Raw genomic sequence first — 14,759 nt, 5'->3', positions numbered from 1 at the left:
CCCCCACCCGCCTTGTACCGCACCGTGCTGTTCAAGGAAGAGTCTGCTGGTCGCCACTCAGGGCGCGCCCTCGCTCATCCCGATGGAGTGAACGTTCCATGACCAAACTTTCCGTCGTCGTTCCCTGCTTCAACGAAGAGGACGTCGTCGAGCGGTTCGACGCGCGGATGCGTCAGGTACTCGACGCCCTCCCGGTCGACTACGAGATCTGCTACGTGGACGACGGCAGCTCCGACGGAACCCTGGGCAAGCTGCGGGCCATTGCGGCTCTTCACCAGAACCGCACACAGTATGCCTCCTTCAGTCGCAACTTCGGCAAGGAGGCCGCCATGCTGGCGGGTCTCCGCAAATCCACCGGCGACGCCGTCGTCATCATGGACGCCGACCTCCAGCACCCGCCGGAGCTCCTCGCGCGCATGCTGGACCTGCACCACCAGGGTCACGATCAGGTCATCGCGCGAAGGACCCGTGAAGGCGACAAGAAGCTCCGCTCCGCGCTGAGCCGCATGTACTACCGGGCCGTCAACCGCTGGGTCGACGTCGAGCTCACCGACGGCGTCGGAGACTTCCGTCTGCTCTCCCGCCCCGCCGTCGACGCGCTGCTCTCGCTGCCCGAGTACAACCGCTTCTCCAAGGGCCTCTTCTCCTGGATCGGCTTCGACACCGTCACCTTCGACTACCAGAACGCCGCACGCGAGGGCGGTGAGACGAAGTGGAAGTTCAGCTCCCTGGTCAACTACGGCATGGACGGGCTGATCTCCTTCAACAACCGTCCGCTGCGCATCGCCCTCTGGCTCGGGATGATGCTGAGCGGCCTCGCGGCCCTCTATGTGGTCTGGGTGGCCGTCGCCGCCATAGTCCACGGCGTCACCGCCCCCGGATACGTCACCCTGGTCGCCATCATCGTGGGCCTCGGGGGCGTGCAGATGATGATGCTGGGTCTGATCGGCGAGTACATCGGCCGTATCTACTACGAGACCAAGCGCCGCCCGCACTTCCTCGTGAAGGAGACCCACCGCTCCTTCGGACACGGGTCCGCCGAGCAGCTCGCCGCCGAGCGGATCCGCATCTCGGCCACCGACGGAGAGCGCTGATGGGAGCCGGCTCGCCCACCGCGGGGCGGGCACGGCTGGCCGAGATCTTCAGGTTCGGTCTCGTCGGCGGCGTCAACACCGGCACCTTCTTCGGCTGCTACCTGCTCCTGCACCCGTGGATGCCGTACTTCGCCGCGTACTCCCTCGCCTTCGTCCTGAGCATGATCGGCTCGTTCTTCCTCAACACCTACTTCACCTACCGCACCCGGCCGACGTGGAAGAAGTTCGCCCTCTTCCCGCTCACCAACGTCACCAACTACCTGGTGCAGAGCGTCGGTCTCTACGCCCTCGTCACCTGGGCCGGAATGGACGACAGGATCGCGCCACTCGTCGCGGCCGTCGTCGCCATCCCGTTCACCTACCTGATCTCCCAGCGGATCCTGGTGCCCCGCTCCGCCGAGGCGCCCGGCTCGGGTCCAGGGAGCGAAACGGACGAGCGACAGCCCTCCCGGCTCGCGTAGATTGCCTGGCAGCCGCGGCGGGGAGCGCGCGGCGCGTGGGACAGCCGAGTGAGGACGACGCAGGTGGCGACGCAGGTGACGGGACACGTGACGGGACAGACGGACGTGGCGAGGCAGTACGTGACGGAGGCCCGCAGGATCGTCGTCAAGGTCGGCTCGTCCTCGCTCACCACCGCCTCCGGAGGCCTGGACGCCGACCGCGTCGACGCCCTCGTCGACGTCCTCGCCAATGTCCGCAGCGGCGGCGAGAAGGAGATCGTCCTCGTCTCCTCCGGCGCCATCGCCGCCGGACTAGCCCCGCTCGGCCTCACCCGCCGCCCCAAGGACCTCGCCCGGCAGCAGGCCGCCGCCAGCGTCGGCCAGGGCCTCCTCGTCGCCCGCTACACCGCCTCCTTCGCCCGCTACGGCGTCCGCGTCGGCCAGGTCCTCCTCACCACCGACGACACCAGCCGGCGCGCCCACTACCGCAACGCGTACCGCACCCTGGACCAGCTCCTCGCCATGGGCGCGCTGCCCGTGGTCAACGAGAACGACACCGTCGCCACCGACGAGATCCGCTTCGGCGACAACGACCGGCTCGCCGCCCTCGTCGCCCACCTCGTCCGCGCCGACCTGCTCGTGCTGCTCTCCGACGTCGACGGGCTGTACGACGGCGACCCGTCCAAGCCGGGCACGTCGAGGATCGCCCAGGTCAGCGGCCCCGCCGACATCGCCCACGTGGAGATCGGCTCGGCCGGCAAGGCGGGCGTCGGCACCGGCGGCATGGTCACCAAGGTCGAGGCGGCCCGGATCGCCGCCGCCGCCGGCATCCCCGTCGTCCTCACCTCCGCGAGCCGCGCCGCCGACGCCCTCGCCGGCCGGGACACCGGCACCTACTTCCACCGCACCGGCCGCCGCTCCGCCGACCGGCTGCTCTGGCTCGCCCACGCCTCCACCCCGCAGGGCTCCCTCAGCCTCGACGACGGAGCCGTACGGGCCGTCGTCGAGGGCAAGAAGTCCCTGCTCGCGGCCGGTGTCGCGGCCGTCGAGGGCGACTTCGTGGCCGGCGACCCCGTCGAGCTCCGCGACGCCTCCGGCCGGGCCGTCGCCCGCGGCCTCGTCAACTTCGACGCCAAGGAGCTGCCCCGGATGCTCGGCCGCTCCACCCATGAGCTCGCCAAGGACCTCGGACCCGAGTACGAGCGCGAGGTCGTCCACCGCGACGACCTGGTCGTCATCCGCTGATTCGGCCGACGCCGAAACGGCTGAAAGTCTGGCCATCCGGAAGGGACGTTTACCAAAACCGCCCCATGTGCCGCCTCGGGCTGGTCAACTTTGTCTCGGGGGTAAGACAAGGCGGGGTACAGCACCACACGCATCACACAGGAGGCCGCCGGTGAGACGAGCGCGCCCAGGGGCACCGCCCCGCGGGACTGCCGAACGCGCCCTGACCAGTGTCGAGGCCGGAGCCGACTTCGACGAGGCACGGGACAGGTCAGACAGGTCCACGGACAGCAAGACCGAGACCACCACCGAGACACGTGAGGAACGGCCGGTGTCCAAACTCTGGCACATCACCCTCAGTGTGTCGGGCGTGGAGTCACCGCTGAAGGAGGTGCGGCGCGGGCTCGAACAACTGGCCCATGACCACCCCTTCCTGCTGACCAGCCGCTATGCCAACGACCACGCCGAGATCCGGTACTGGGAGGAGGCCCGCGACCTGCACGACGCGGCGGCCGTCGCCCTGCGGCTGTGGGGAGAGCACCGGCAGACCGCCAAGCTGCCGCCCTGGGAGATCGTGGGCCTGGAGGTCATCGACCGCGAGACCTACCACCAGCGGATCGCGGAGGGCTACGGCCCGCCACCCGCCGCACCGGTCGGCGTCCACCCCTACTGACGGGCGCACGTACGGACGGACGACCGTCTCGTGCCGACGGAGGTACGTCTCGGAGTGCGGGATACGTGAGGGATGTCCGCAGGGGTGCCAGTACCCTGCGGACATGACCTCGCTCACGCCCCTCGACAACCTCTCCCCGGTCACCCGGGCCGCCTACCGGGCCCGTGGCGCCGCCGCCGAAATCGCGCCACTCCCGCGCGCGGCCAAGGACGACGCGCTCCTCGCGATCGCGGACGCCCTGGAAGTCCGTACCGCCGAGATCGTCGAAGCCAACGCCGTGGACATCGCCAAGGCCCGCGAAGCCGGGACCAGCGAGGCCATCATCGACCGTCTGACCCTCACCCCGGAGCGCGTCCGGGCCATCGCCGCCGACGTCCGCGACGTCGCCGCGCTGCCCGACCCCGTCGGCGAGGTCGTCCGCGGCTCGACCCTCCCCAACGGCATCGACCTGCGCCAGGTCCGCGTCCCCCTCGGCGTCGTCGGCATCATCTACGAGGCCCGGCCCAACGTCACCGTCGACGCCGCCGCGCTCTGCCTGAAGTCCGGCAACGCCGTCCTGCTCCGCGGCTCCTCCTCCGCCTACGCCTCCAACACCGCCCTCGTGACCGTCCTGCGCGACGCCGTCGGCGGCGCCGGACTGCCCGCCGACGCGATCCAGCTCGTCCCCGGCGAGTCCCGCGAATCGGTCCGCGAGCTGATGCGCGCCCGCGGCCTGGTCGACGTCCTCATCCCGCGCGGCGGCGCCTCCCTGATCAAGACCGTCGTCGAGGAGTCCACCGTCCCGGTCATCGAGACCGGCACCGGCAACTGCCACGTCTACGTCGACGCCCAGACCGACCTCGACATGGCCGTCGACATCCTGATCAACTCCAAGGCCCAGCGGGTCAGCGTCTGCAACTCCGCCGAGACCCTCCTCGTCCACCGGGACGTCGCCGAGGCCTTCCTGCCCAAGGCCCTCGCCGCCCTGGCCGAGGCCGGCGTCACCGTCCACGCCGACGAGCGGGTCCTCGCCCTCGCCGAGGGCTCCAAGGCCACCGTCGTCCCGGCCACCCCCGAGGACTGGGAGACCGAGTACCTCTCGTACGACATCGCCGCCGCCGTCGTCGACTCCCTCGACAAGGCCGTCGAGCACATCCGGATGTGGTCCTCCGGCCACACCGAGGCGATCGTCACCACCTCGCAGGCCGCGGCCCGCCGCTTCACCCAGCTGGTCGACTCCACCACGGTCGCCGTGAACGCCTCCACCCGGTTCACGGACGGCGGCCAGTTCGGCTTCGGCGCCGAGATCGGCATCTCCACCCAGAAGCTCCACGCCCGCGGCCCCATGGGCCTTCCCGAGCTGACCTCGACCAAGTACATCGTCACCGGTGACGGTCACGTGCGGTAACACCTCCTTATCGGTACGGGGAGGGACGGGCAGGGAGGCTTCGCACTCTCCCTGCCCAAAACCACCTTCCGGGTCTACTCTGAATCCGTGCCGGACGACGTGGGGGGCAGGCCGTTCCAGGACGGCGGGGACCCCGAGGACTCTGTCGACCGCGGAGGCGCCGACGAGGTCCACGCCGACGTGGTCTTCGACGAGGACTTCGTCAGGGCCGCCACCATCCACGAGCCCACCGCGGTCGAGCGGCTCCTCGCCGCCGCCCAGGCCCGTGCCGAGGCCGAGGCCGCCCGCGCCCGCGCCGGCGGCGGATCCGTCGAGGACGACCCGTACGAGGACGGCCACGATCCCCTCGGCCTCACCTACGAGCCCGATGACATCGGCGACGACGCCAGCCCCTACGGCCGCCACGGCGGCGCCCTGCGCCCCTACCGGGGCCGCGCCCGCTGGCTCCGGCCCGTCGCCTGGATCCTCGCCCTCGTCATGGGCGTCGGCATGGTCGCCCTCGCCTTCAGTGCCGTCTACCGCGGAGCGGCCGCCAACCACGAGGACCAGGTCCCGCCGCCGGCCACCACCGGCGTCGACACACCGAACCCGAACCCCGCCCCACCGGCCGTCCAGGCCCCCGCTCACGCCTCCGTCCAGGCCCCCGCCGCCGCCCGCGCGGCCCGGTCGGCATCACCCCGTTAGGCGCAGCGCGCTCCTCGGCACACCCTGACGGCGGAATTCTTCCGAACTTGTCGTGTACCTGGGCGTTTACCGAAGCCCCGGCGGACCTACCCTGAAGGTATGGCAGGGCGTGGCGACCCGCCTGAGGGGACACCCGAGGGGCTCCCCGGCGGTGAGGACGAATACCGATCCGTCGTCTTCGACGAGGCGTTCATCCGGGCTGCCCACCTCCAGGAGTTCTCGGCCCAGGAACGGATGGGCGGGCACGCCCAGGCCGTCCGCAGCCGCTCCTCCTGGGAGAGCCGGAGCGGCTCCCGCCAGGCGGTCCTGCTGGTGCTGCTGATCCTCCTCGCCTTCGGCACCGCCATCTACCTCGGCGTGCGCAACCCGTACCAGCCCCCCGTCGACCAGCGGGCCGAGCCGCTGCGGACCACCGTCGTCCCGCTCGCCCCCCAGGGCCCCGTCCCGGGCGGCGCACCCACCCAGCTCTTCGCCCACAGCCCGGCCGCCGAGTACCGCACCGGCGCCGCCGGCATCAACCTGCCCGTCGCGGGGCGCACGTCCCACTTCGCCGAGAGCCAGGTCGTCACCGGCCTGAGCATCGCCAAGGAATACCTGGTGGCCTCCGCCCTGGAGCCCGACGTCCTCTCCGGGACCACCGTCCGGCCCGCGCGCCTGCTGCTCGACCCGGACCTGCTGGAACAGTTCGACCGGAGCGTCGAGTCCCCCGCCGACGACGGCCGGCACGCCCTCGCGGCCTGGCTCGTCCGCTTCGACCCCCGGCAGGTGGCCCTCGCGGAGCCCGCCGCCCGGGTGCAGGGCACCCTCCGCTTCGAGGAGACGAGCCCCGACACCCTCGACGTCACCGCGGACCACACGTACACCTACGCGCTCCGCCCGGCCTCCCAGGGCGTGGGTCCGGTGGCCGCGGCGTCCCTCTTCACGGTCCACCGCGTGGTGCACTTCCGCTTCGACCGCGAGGACCTGCGCATGCACCGCGCCGAGCTCCTGACCAGCACCGTGGAGGCCGGGCCGCAGGCGTGCGGCGCCGACACCACGGGCTCCCTGAAGCCGCTCCTGGCGGGAGCGCGGGCCTCCGACGCGGGCGGCGGCCCAGCTGTCACCGACCCGTACGCCACGGCCCGGCCCGCCGCCCCCGCGCTGTGCGGAGCGCTGGCGCCGGGGGCTCAGCCCTCGCTCTGACCGTCCCCGGTCCCGTCGCCCGCCGGCTTCCCGGCCCCGTCGCCGGAATCCTTGCCGTCCCCGGCCGGGCCGCCGTCCGTCTTCACGCCGCCGTCCGCCTTCTGGCCGCCCTGGCCGCCGAAGCGGTTGCGCAGCCGCCCGCCCAGGTCGCCCGCCAGGTCACCGGCGCCGCCGGCTATGTCCCCGACCAGCTTCAGCAGGGGATCCTTGCTGGTACGCACCGTGTCGGCGTAGTGCCCGGCCGACTCGCGGAAGGAGTCCGTGACCGAGGTGTCCTTGTCCTCCGTGCGCTTCGGGTAGTGGCCGTCCATGATCCGCTGGAAGTCGCGGGTCTCCGACCACTTCCTCAGCTCCGCCGCCCGGACGGTGGTGAAGGGGTGCGAGCGCGGCAGCACGTTGAGGATCTTCAGGACCGAGTCCCGCAGGTCCCCGGACTTCTCGTACTCGTCGGCCTGGGCGAGGAACGCGTCCACGTTCATCTCGTGCAGGTGGTTGCCGCCGGCGATCTTCATCAGACCGCGCATCGAGGCCCGTACGTCCTGGCCGACGAGGAGGCCGGCCCGGTCGGCGGAGAGCTCCGACTTGCGGAACCACTCGCGCAGCGCGGTCACGATGGCCGTGATCGCCACCGTCCCCAGCGGGATCCACGCGATCTTCAGCGCGAGGTTGGTGAGGAACAGCAGCACCGTGCGGTACACGGCGTGCCCGGAGAGCGCGTGCCCGACCTCGTGGCCGACGACCGCCCGCATCTCCTCCTCGTCGAGGAGCTCCACCAGACCGGTGGTAACCACGATGATCGGCTCGTCCAGACCGATGCACATCGCGTTGGGCTTCGGGTCCTGGGTGACGTACATCGGCGGGACCTTCTCCAGGTCCAGGATGTAACAGGCGTCCCTCAGCATGTCGTTGAGGTGGCTGAACTGCGCGTCGCTCACCCGGACGGAGTCCGAGAGGTAGAGGAGCCGAAGGCTGCGCTCCGGCAGCAGCCCGCTGAGCGCCTTGAAGGCCGTGTCGAAGCCGCTGAGCTTCCGCAGCGCCACAAGGGCCGAGCGGTCGGCCGGGTGCTCATAGGCCCGCGAGGAGATGCCGGGGAACCGCTTCCGCTGCCTGCTCGGCACGTTCCCCTGGTCGTTCTCGGTCATGGATGCCCCCTGTTCGTACGAGTCGGTGCTCGTCCCCCTGACTGCCCCCAGCGTAGGCGGTGGCGCTACCGTGTGCCGGGGCCCTGTGGATAACTGGGGCACCGAGGACGACCGAAGGACACGACCGACATGCCGGACACCGCCGACGCCGCGGCCGAACTGCTCGCGACCGCCGCACAGCAGGGGCCGGGCGACACGCTCCGGATCGTGCTGCTCGTCTCGATGGTGGGCTGCGCGCTCGCCGCCTGGTTCCTGCTGCGCGGGTACCGCAGGGACGACACGGACGGCGACGGCACCGCCGGCGGCACGGACACCGACGCGGGGCGCGACGCCAACGCCTGAGTCGGCGTGAGCGCGTCGCGACCGCCCGCATACGATGTGCGCGAAGTCTCCGCTCCCATCCCCGATCGATAGGTCTGCCGAAGATGAGCCTCCACAGCACCGCCGCCCACCTGGTCACCCTCGCCGAGGGCGCCGAGCACGGCGGCAACCACGAAAGCCTCAGCCCCTACCTCACCGGCTTCGGTGCCTTCGGCGCCCTGCTTCTGCTGCTGTGGATCACCACCCGCTTCAACCGCGACCGCTGAACCGGATACCGCTGATCCGGCGTCCGTCGCCGTGCCAGTAGGCTCTGCACGCATGGGAGAGCAGGAAGTGCCTACTGGCGGGCGCGGCAAGCGCCGACTCGGCGTGATGGGCGGAACCTTCGACCCGATCCACCATGGACACCTGGTGGCGGCCAGCGAGGTCGCCGCCCTGTTCCACCTGGACGAGGTGGTGTTCGTACCGACCGGGGAGCCGTGGCAGAAGAGCCACAAGGTCGTCTCGTCGCCGGAGGACCGCTATCTGATGACGGTCATCGCCACGGCGTCCAACCCGCAGTTCTCCGTGAGCCGCATCGACATCGACCGCGGCGGCGCGACGTACACCATCGACACCCTGCGGGACCTGCGGTCTCTCAACAGCGACTCGGACCTCTTCTTCATCACCGGGGCCGACGCGCTGTCGCAGATCCTCACCTGGCGCGACGCCGAGGAGCTCTTCTCGCTCGCCCACTTCATCGGCGTCACCCGGCCGGGCCACGACCTCACCGACGACGGACTGCCCAAGGGCGGCGTCTCGCTCGTCGAGATCCCCGCGCTCGCCATCTCCTCGACCGACTGCCGGGCGAGGGTCGCGCAGGGCGATCCCGTCTGGTACCTGGTCCCGGACGGCGTGGTGCGCTACATCGACAAGCGCCAGTTGTACCGCGGCGAGTGAGCTTCGGGGAGGGCCACCGGTGAACGATCAGCAGCACCCGTACGACCCGTACTATCCGCAGCCGCAGATCATCGGCTACGACGAGTACGGGCAGCCGGTGTACCAGCAGCCGCAGGCACAGCAGCAGGCGCCCGCGCAGCACTACGACCCCTACGGACAGCAGCAGCCGCAGCAGCAGGCGTACGGCTACGACCCGTACGCCCAGCAGCAGCCCGCCCAGCAGCAGGGTCCTGCCCCGCAGCAGTACGACCCCTACGGGCAGCAGGGCTACGCCTACCCGTCCCACGACACCGGGCAGCAGTGGGCCACCCAGGCCGAGCCCACCCCCGCACCCGCTCCCCACCCCGTCCAGACGCCCGTCCAGGCGCCCGTCCAGGCCGCGCCCGCGGCCCCCGCCGCCCCGGTCGCCGCGCCGGCCGGAGTGCCCGGTCAGCGCCCCGCGTCCGAGCGGCCCGCGCCGCCCCGGCGGGACGAGGACGACCGCGCGTACCGCACCGAGCAGTTCTCGTTCATCGAGGAGCCCGACGAGGACTCCGAGGACGTCATCGACTGGCTCAAGTTCACCGAGAGCCGTTCCGAGCGGCGCGAGGAGGCCAGGCGGCGCGGACGCAACCGCATCGTCGCGCTCGTCGTCGTCCTCGTGCTCGCCGTCGCCGGCGGCGTCGGCTACCTCTGGTCCGCCGGCCTGCTCCCCGGCTCGTCCGACCCGGAGCAGAAGGGCGGGAACACGGCGACCGGCCCGCAGCAGCGCGACACGATCGTCGTCCACCTCCACGACCTCAAGAACGGCAACACCTCCACCGCCCTGCTCGTGGACAACACGACCACCCGCCAGGGCACCACCGTCCTCCTCCCCAACTCCGTCGTCGTCGCCGACGCCGAGGGCTCGGGGACCACCCTCGGGAAGTCCGTCGAGGACGACGGCTCCAGCGGCACCCGGGAGGCGATCGGCAACCTGCTCGGGGCGAAGATCACCGGCACCTGGCGGCTGGACACCCCGTACCTGGAGAACCTCGTCGAGTCCGTCAGCGGCATCGAGATCGACACCGACACGAACGTCCCCGACACCAAGAAGGGCGCCGAACCCCTGGTCAAGCAGGGCGAGAAGCAGACCCTGAACGGCCGCGCGGCCGTCGCCTACGCCACCTACCGGGCGCCCGGCGAGGCCGAGGCCAAGCAGCTCCAGCGCTTCGGCCGGGTCATGTACGGGGTGCTGCGCAAGTTCTCCAGCGACCCCGAGGCGGCCACGGTCACCATCGAGACCCTCCAGCAGATCCTCGACCCCTCGCTTCCGGAGAAGGACCTCGGCGCGTCCCTGGCCAAGCTCGCCGAGCACGCCAAGATCGGCGACTACAAGACGGCCCTGCTCCCGGTGGGGGAGGACGGAGCGCTGACCGAGGGCGCGAGCGACAGCGTGGTGAAGGACATCCTGGGCGGCAAGGTCACCGCCCCCGAGGCGGGCGAGGTGCCCCGGGTCTCGGTGCGGGACGGTTCCGGCAGGAAGGCGGCCGAGGCGGCCAGGGTCGCGCTCATCAACGGCGGCTACGCCTTCGTGGGCGGCGCCGACGCCCCGGCCCGGGAGGAATCGCAGGTCCTCTACGGCGACGACGGCCAGAAGGCGACGGCGGCCGAGGTGGCCAAGACGCTGGGGCTGCCCGCCGGCTCGGTCGAGAAGGGCAAGCCCTCGGGAACGATCGCCGTCACCGTGATCCTGGGCCGGGACTACAAGGTCCCGGGGACCCGATGAGGCGCCCGATGAGGGGCCGATGAGGAGTGCGATGAGAGGCCGGTGCGGGGTGCGGTGAGAGGCCCGACGAGGGGCGTGTGAGAGCGCCCCGGAAAACGCCGACGGGCGCGTCGGCGGTCCGTGAGACCCTGGAGGGGTACTGGACCGCCGACGAAAGCCTGCTTGTGACCGCCACGGACCGTTCCATCGAGCTCGTCAAGACCGCCGCACAGGCGGCCGCCGACCGGCTCGCGCACGACATCATCGCGTACGACGTCAGCGACGTGCTGTCGATCACCGACGCCTTCCTGCTCGCCTCCGCGCCCAACGACCGCCAGGTCAAGTCGATCGTCGACGAGATCGAAGAGCGGCTGCAGAAGGAGCTCGGCGCCAAGCCGGTCCGCCGTGAGGGCGACCGCGACGCGCGCTGGATCCTGCTGGACTACGTCGACATCGTCGTCCACGTCCAGCACAGCGAGGAGCGGGTCTTCTACGCCCTGGAGCGGCTGTGGAAGGACTGCCCCGAGCTCGACCTGCCCGAGGACGCCCTGAAGACCCGCGGCAAGGCCGCCGAGCACGCCGCCCTGACCGGCGCCGACATCGAGGCCGGCTCCGGCCTCCCCGAGGGACCGGACGGTGAGCTGAGCTGAGCGCCACCAAGGGCGGCAGCGGCCGCCGCATCGTCCTCTGGCGTCACGGTCAGACCTCCTGGAACCTGGAGCGCCGCTTCCAGGGCTCGACCGACATCGAGCTGACGGAGACCGGCGTCGCCCAGGCGCGCCGGGCCGCACGGCTGCTCGCCGCGCTCAAGCCGGACGCCATCGTGGCCTCCGACCTGAAGCGGGCGGCGGCCACCGCCGCCGAGCTCGCCGTGCTCACCGGCCACGCCGTCGCCCACGACTCCGCCCTGCGCGAGACGTACGCGGGGGAGTGGCAGGGACTGACCCACGACGAGATCGTCGCGCGGTACGGCGAGCAGTACGCCGCCTGGAAGCGCGGCGAGCCCGTGCGCCGGGGCGGCGGCGAGCTCGAGACCGAGGTGGCCGACCGGGCCGCCCCCGTGGTCCTGGAGCACGCCGACAAGCTCCCCGAGGACGGCACGCTCGTCGTGGTCAGCCACGGCGGCACCATCCGCACCACCATCGGCCGGCTCCTCGGCCTGGAGGCCCGGCACTGGGAGAGCCTGGGCGGGCTCTCGAACTGCTGCTGGTCGGTGCTCGGCGAGGGCGCCCGCGGCTGGCGCCTGATGGAGCACAACGCGGGCACGCTGCCCGAGCCGGTCCTCGGCGACGACGACTGAGCCCCCCGACCGGCCTGCCGGGCCCGGATTTCACTTTCCGGCAGGTCACAGGCTAAAGTTCTTCTTGTTCGCAGCGCGGAGCGCGAAGAACACGAGGGGCTATAGCTCAGTTGGTAGAGCGCCTGCATGGCATGCAGGAGGTCAGGAGTTCAATTCTCCTTAGCTCCACAGTCACCGGATCCCGTCCCCATCAGGGGGCGGGATTCGTCGTTCCGTCACCTTTCGCCTTGCGCAGGAGCTCGATCCCGCGGCGGCTCTCCTCGTCGCTCGGCGTGTACGTCACGATCCGGCACTCCGGCATCCCGTTGACCGAGAGGGAGACCGAGGTCAGCCGGACCTCGCCCACCAGGTCGTGCCGGAAGGTCTTCACCCGCGTCCCCGGGGGCACCACGTCCCCGCTGCGCCAGAGCCGGGCGAACTCCGGGCTGGTCTCCGCGAGACGCCGTATGAACTCCTCCCACTCGGGCTCGCCCACATGGCGGCCGTACGCGCCCCGCAGCTGGGCCACCATCAGCGGCAGCTCCCGCTTCCGGTCGACCACCGGGCACTTGGGCGCCGGCACGCTGAAGAGCGCCCAGAGCACGTTGCGTATGCCGAACGGGCCGGTGTCCAGGCCCGGTCCGTTCTGCATCAGGAGCCGCTCGTACAGGACGTTGGTCGCCAGGACGTCGTACCGCGCGTTGTACAGCACCGCCGGGAGCGGGTCGAGGGCGTCGAGGATCCCCTGGATCTCCGGGCTGACCTCCGGGACGTCGGCCCCGGACCGGTCCGGGGCGTACGGCACTTCGGCGAGGTGGTAGAGGTGCTCGCGCTCCGGCCGGTCGAGCCGGAGGGTGCGGGCCACGGCGTCCAGGACCTGCGCGGAGGCGTTGATCGGCCGGCCCTGCTCCAGCCAGGTGTACCAGGTGACGCCGACGCCCGAGAGCTGGGCGACCTCCTCGCGGCGCAGCCCCGGTGTGCGCCGGCGGAGTCCCGGCGGCATGCCCACGTCCTCCGGGGTCACCCTGGCCCGGCGGCTGCGCAGGAACGCGGCCAGTTCCGGTCGTCGTCGTTGCGCCGGCAGTGCTGCCACGATCGTCACACCCCCATGGTCGAGTCTCCGTGCCGCCACTGCCAGGTGCTGTCAGTACCAGCATCGGCGGGCTCTCGTTACCCGTATCCGATCGCGGTCACGCTCGACGCATGACCTCGACCACAACACGTCCCGCACTCAGTAAAGACGGTGCCACCGACAACCGGCCCGGACTGCTGCTCGGCGTGGTGCTCGCCGCCCAGTTCATGGCACTCCTCGACGTCTTCATCGTCAACGTCGCCGCCCCCACCATCCGGGCCGAACTCTCCGCGTCCGGAGGCGCGCTCCAGCTCGTCATCGCCGGATACACCATCTCCTACGCGGTGTTGCTGATCACCGGCGCCCGCCTGGGCGATCTCTTCGGCCACCGCCGGGCCTACCTCGGCGGCCTCGCCCTGTTCACGGTGGCCTCCCTCGCCTGCGGACTCGCCGCGGGATCCGGCCAGTTGATCGCCTTCCGGCTGGTGCAGGGCGCGGGCTCCGCCCTGATGATCCCTCAGGTGCTGAGCCTCATCCAGCGCAACTTCACGGGCGAGCGGCGGGTCCGGGCCCTCAGTGCCTACTCCGCGGTCCTGGCCACCGGCGCCGCCGCCGGACAGGTCGCCGGCGGCATCCTGGTGAGCGCCGACCTCTTCGGCACCGGCTGGCGGCCGGTCTTCCTGGTCAACGTCCCCATCGGGATCGCCCTGCTCGTCCTCGGCGCCCGGGTGCTGCCCCGTGACGACGCCCACACCGGGCCCACGCGTGCGCGTGCCCTCGATCTGCCGGGTCTGCTGCTGCTCGGCGCCGCCGTGTCCCTCCTGACCGCGCCGTTGGTCCTCGGGCAGGAGCAGGACTGGCCGCTGTGGTCCTGGCTCTCCCTGGGCGGCTCGCCGGTGCTCGCCGCCGTCTTCGGCGCGTACGAGTCGCGGCTCGCCCGGCGCGGCGGCGCACCGCTGATCGCCCCGCGCGTGCTGCGCATCCCCGGGATGGGACGGGCCGTCCTGTGGATCTCGGTGGCGATGGGCGTCAACGCCGGCTTCCTGTTCACCCTCACCCTGCATCTGCAGGGCGGGCTGGGCCACAGCGCGCTGCGCGCCGGTCTCACCTTCGGGCCCGCCGCCGTCGTCTTCGGGGCCGTGGGCCTGACCTGGCGGCGCTGGCCGGCCCGGCTGCACCGCGCGCTCGTCCCGGCCGGATTCCTGCTCGCGGCCGCGGCGGTCCTCGCCCTCGGAGGGCTGCTCGGGGACGGCGGCACCGGAGGCTGGGGTCTCTACCCGGCCCTGGGCGCGTTCGGCGCGGGGATCTCGATGGCCTTCAGTCCGGCCCTGACCGGGGCCCTGGCCGCCGTACGGCCCGAGGACGCGGCCGATGCCAGCGGACTGCTCGCCACCGTCACGCAGCTCGGCCAGATCGTCGGTGTCGCCACGTTCGGCACCCTCTTCCTCGGCCGTTACGCGGGTTCCGGAGCCCAGGACTCCGCCGACGCGCTGTGGGCGACCGCCCTGGCCCTGGCCGCCGCCTCCGTCGTGGGCGCCGCGGCGGGACTGCCGCGACGATCACGCTGACCCTCTTGCGGGGCCATGGCAGAATCGG

16 protein-coding genes and 1 tRNA gene are annotated in these 14,759 nt (G+C 71.7%); 15 read left to right on the top strand and 2 right to left on the bottom strand.

The window, feature by feature from the left end; all coding sequences use genetic code 11:
- Positions 1-98 precede the first annotated feature (98 nt).
- From AB5J54_RS13830 to AB5J54_RS13800, 7 genes are all read left to right on the top strand, one after another.
- Positions 99-1,094 carry a glycosyltransferase family 2 protein gene (locus AB5J54_RS13830; RefSeq protein ID WP_369144218.1) on the top strand — a complete coding sequence of 332 codons (996 nt, stop codon included), beginning with the start codon at positions 99-101 and terminating at the stop codon, positions 1,092-1,094.
- Entirely contained in the window at positions 1,094-1,555 is a 462-nt protein-coding gene (locus AB5J54_RS13825) for a GtrA family protein (protein WP_369144217.1), read from the top strand. Before AB5J54_RS13830 ends, AB5J54_RS13825 begins: the two co-directional genes overlap by 1 nt.
- A gap of 120 nt (positions 1,556-1,675) precedes the next feature.
- Positions 1,676-2,779, top strand: coding sequence for a glutamate 5-kinase (gene proB, locus AB5J54_RS13820; protein WP_369149322.1), 1,104 nt, complete (start codon positions 1,676-1,678; stop codon positions 2,777-2,779).
- A gap of 151 nt (positions 2,780-2,930) precedes the next feature.
- Positions 2,931-3,431, top strand: a complete 501-nt coding sequence (locus AB5J54_RS13815; protein ID WP_369144216.1) for a hypothetical protein — start codon at positions 2,931-2,933, stop codon at positions 3,429-3,431.
- A 103-nt stretch (positions 3,432-3,534) separates the two neighbouring features.
- The gene (locus AB5J54_RS13810; protein ID WP_369144215.1) at positions 3,535-4,818 is read left to right on the top strand and encodes a glutamate-5-semialdehyde dehydrogenase; all 1,284 of its coding nucleotides are present in this window, start codon (positions 3,535-3,537) and stop codon (positions 4,816-4,818) included.
- An 87-nt stretch (positions 4,819-4,905) separates the two neighbouring features.
- Positions 4,906-5,502 carry a hypothetical protein gene (locus AB5J54_RS13805; protein ID WP_369144214.1) on the top strand — a complete coding sequence of 199 codons (597 nt, stop codon included), beginning with the start codon at positions 4,906-4,908 and terminating at the stop codon, positions 5,500-5,502.
- 99 nt (positions 5,503-5,601) lie between these two features.
- Positions 5,602-6,684, top strand: coding sequence for a hypothetical protein (locus tag AB5J54_RS13800; protein WP_369144213.1), 1,083 nt, complete (start codon positions 5,602-5,604; stop codon positions 6,682-6,684).
- On the opposite strand, the gene AB5J54_RS13795 is transcribed toward AB5J54_RS13800, so the two are convergent.
- Positions 6,669-7,826, bottom strand: a complete 1,158-nt coding sequence (locus tag AB5J54_RS13795; RefSeq protein WP_369144212.1) for a M48 family metallopeptidase — start codon at positions 7,824-7,826, stop codon at positions 6,669-6,671. The genes AB5J54_RS13800 and AB5J54_RS13795 overlap by 16 nt on opposite strands.
- A gap of 129 nt (positions 7,827-7,955) precedes the next feature.
- Here AB5J54_RS13795 and AB5J54_RS13790 point away from each other — a divergent pair, with 129 nt between their 5' ends.
- The 7 genes from AB5J54_RS13790 to AB5J54_RS13760 all read left to right on the top strand — a co-directional run bounded on the left by AB5J54_RS13790 (position 7,956) and on the right by AB5J54_RS13760 (position 12,280).
- Positions 7,956-8,168, top strand: a complete 213-nt coding sequence (locus tag AB5J54_RS13790) for a hypothetical protein (RefSeq protein ID WP_369149628.1) — start codon at positions 7,956-7,958, stop codon at positions 8,166-8,168.
- An 83-nt stretch (positions 8,169-8,251) separates the two neighbouring features.
- Positions 8,252-8,413, top strand: coding sequence for a hypothetical protein (locus tag AB5J54_RS13785; protein WP_185893249.1), 162 nt, complete (start codon positions 8,252-8,254; stop codon positions 8,411-8,413).
- A gap of 52 nt (positions 8,414-8,465) precedes the next feature.
- Entirely contained in the window at positions 8,466-9,086 is a 621-nt protein-coding gene (gene nadD, locus AB5J54_RS13780; protein ID WP_369144211.1) for a nicotinate-nucleotide adenylyltransferase, read from the top strand.
- 19 nt (positions 9,087-9,105) lie between these two features.
- Positions 9,106-10,833: an LCP family protein gene (locus tag AB5J54_RS13775; RefSeq protein ID WP_369144210.1), complete on the top strand. Its 1,728-nt coding sequence runs from the start codon at positions 9,106-9,108 to the stop codon at positions 10,831-10,833.
- A gap of 164 nt (positions 10,834-10,997) precedes the next feature.
- A complete protein-coding gene (rsfS, locus tag AB5J54_RS13770; protein WP_041129201.1) occupies positions 10,998-11,462 on the top strand; it encodes a ribosome silencing factor in 465 nt (154 codons plus the stop codon).
- On the top strand, positions 11,459-12,112 hold the full coding sequence (locus AB5J54_RS13765; protein WP_369149321.1) for a histidine phosphatase family protein: 654 nt from the start codon (positions 11,459-11,461) through the stop codon (positions 12,110-12,112). The genes rsfS and AB5J54_RS13765 overlap by 4 nt, the downstream gene beginning before the upstream one ends.
- Before the next feature lie 95 nt (positions 12,113-12,207).
- Positions 12,208-12,280: transfer RNA gene (locus AB5J54_RS13760), tRNA-Ala, on the top strand.
- A gap of 22 nt (positions 12,281-12,302) precedes the next feature.
- Here the strand turns inward: AB5J54_RS13760 and AB5J54_RS13755 are convergent.
- Positions 12,303-13,193 (bottom strand): helix-turn-helix transcriptional regulator, encoded by an 891-nt coding sequence (locus AB5J54_RS13755; protein WP_369144209.1) that lies wholly within the window; start codon positions 13,191-13,193, stop codon positions 12,303-12,305.
- 101 nt (positions 13,194-13,294) lie between these two features.
- On the opposite strand from AB5J54_RS13755, the gene AB5J54_RS13750 reads away from it, so the two are divergent.
- Positions 13,295-14,731, top strand: a complete 1,437-nt coding sequence (locus tag AB5J54_RS13750; RefSeq protein WP_369144208.1) for an MFS transporter — start codon at positions 13,295-13,297, stop codon at positions 14,729-14,731.
- Positions 14,732-14,759: the final 28 nt, after the last annotated feature.

Origin of the sequence: Streptomyces sp. R44 (genome assembly GCF_041053105.1) — a bacterium.
GTDB lineage: Bacteria > Actinomycetota > Actinomycetes > Streptomycetales > Streptomycetaceae > Streptomyces.
Note: the sequence above shows the minus strand (reverse complement) of the source record. Positions and strands in the feature narration are given on the sequence as shown.

Coding starts and splice junctions, on each gene's coding strand:
- AB5J54_RS13800 (WP_369144213.1), top strand. CDS start 5,602: ATGGCAGGGCGTGGCGACCCGCCTGAGGGGACACCCGAGGGGCTCCCC.
- AB5J54_RS13825 (WP_369144217.1), top strand. CDS start 1,094: ATGGGAGCCGGCTCGCCCACCGCGGGGCGGGCACGGCTGGCCGAGATC.
- AB5J54_RS13810 (WP_369144215.1), top strand. CDS start 3,535: ATGACCTCGCTCACGCCCCTCGACAACCTCTCCCCGGTCACCCGGGCC.
- AB5J54_RS13795 (WP_369144212.1), bottom strand. CDS start 7,826: ATGACCGAGAACGACCAGGGGAACGTGCCGAGCAGGCAGCGGAAGCGG.
- nadD (WP_369144211.1), top strand. CDS start 8,466: ATGGGAGAGCAGGAAGTGCCTACTGGCGGGCGCGGCAAGCGCCGACTC.
- AB5J54_RS13785 (WP_185893249.1), top strand. CDS start 8,252: ATGAGCCTCCACAGCACCGCCGCCCACCTGGTCACCCTCGCCGAGGGC.
- AB5J54_RS13750 (WP_369144208.1), top strand. CDS start 13,295: ATGACCTCGACCACAACACGTCCCGCACTCAGTAAAGACGGTGCCACC.
- AB5J54_RS13790 (WP_369149628.1), top strand. CDS start 7,956: ATGCCGGACACCGCCGACGCCGCGGCCGAACTGCTCGCGACCGCCGCA.
- AB5J54_RS13830 (WP_369144218.1), top strand. CDS start 99: ATGACCAAACTTTCCGTCGTCGTTCCCTGCTTCAACGAAGAGGACGTC.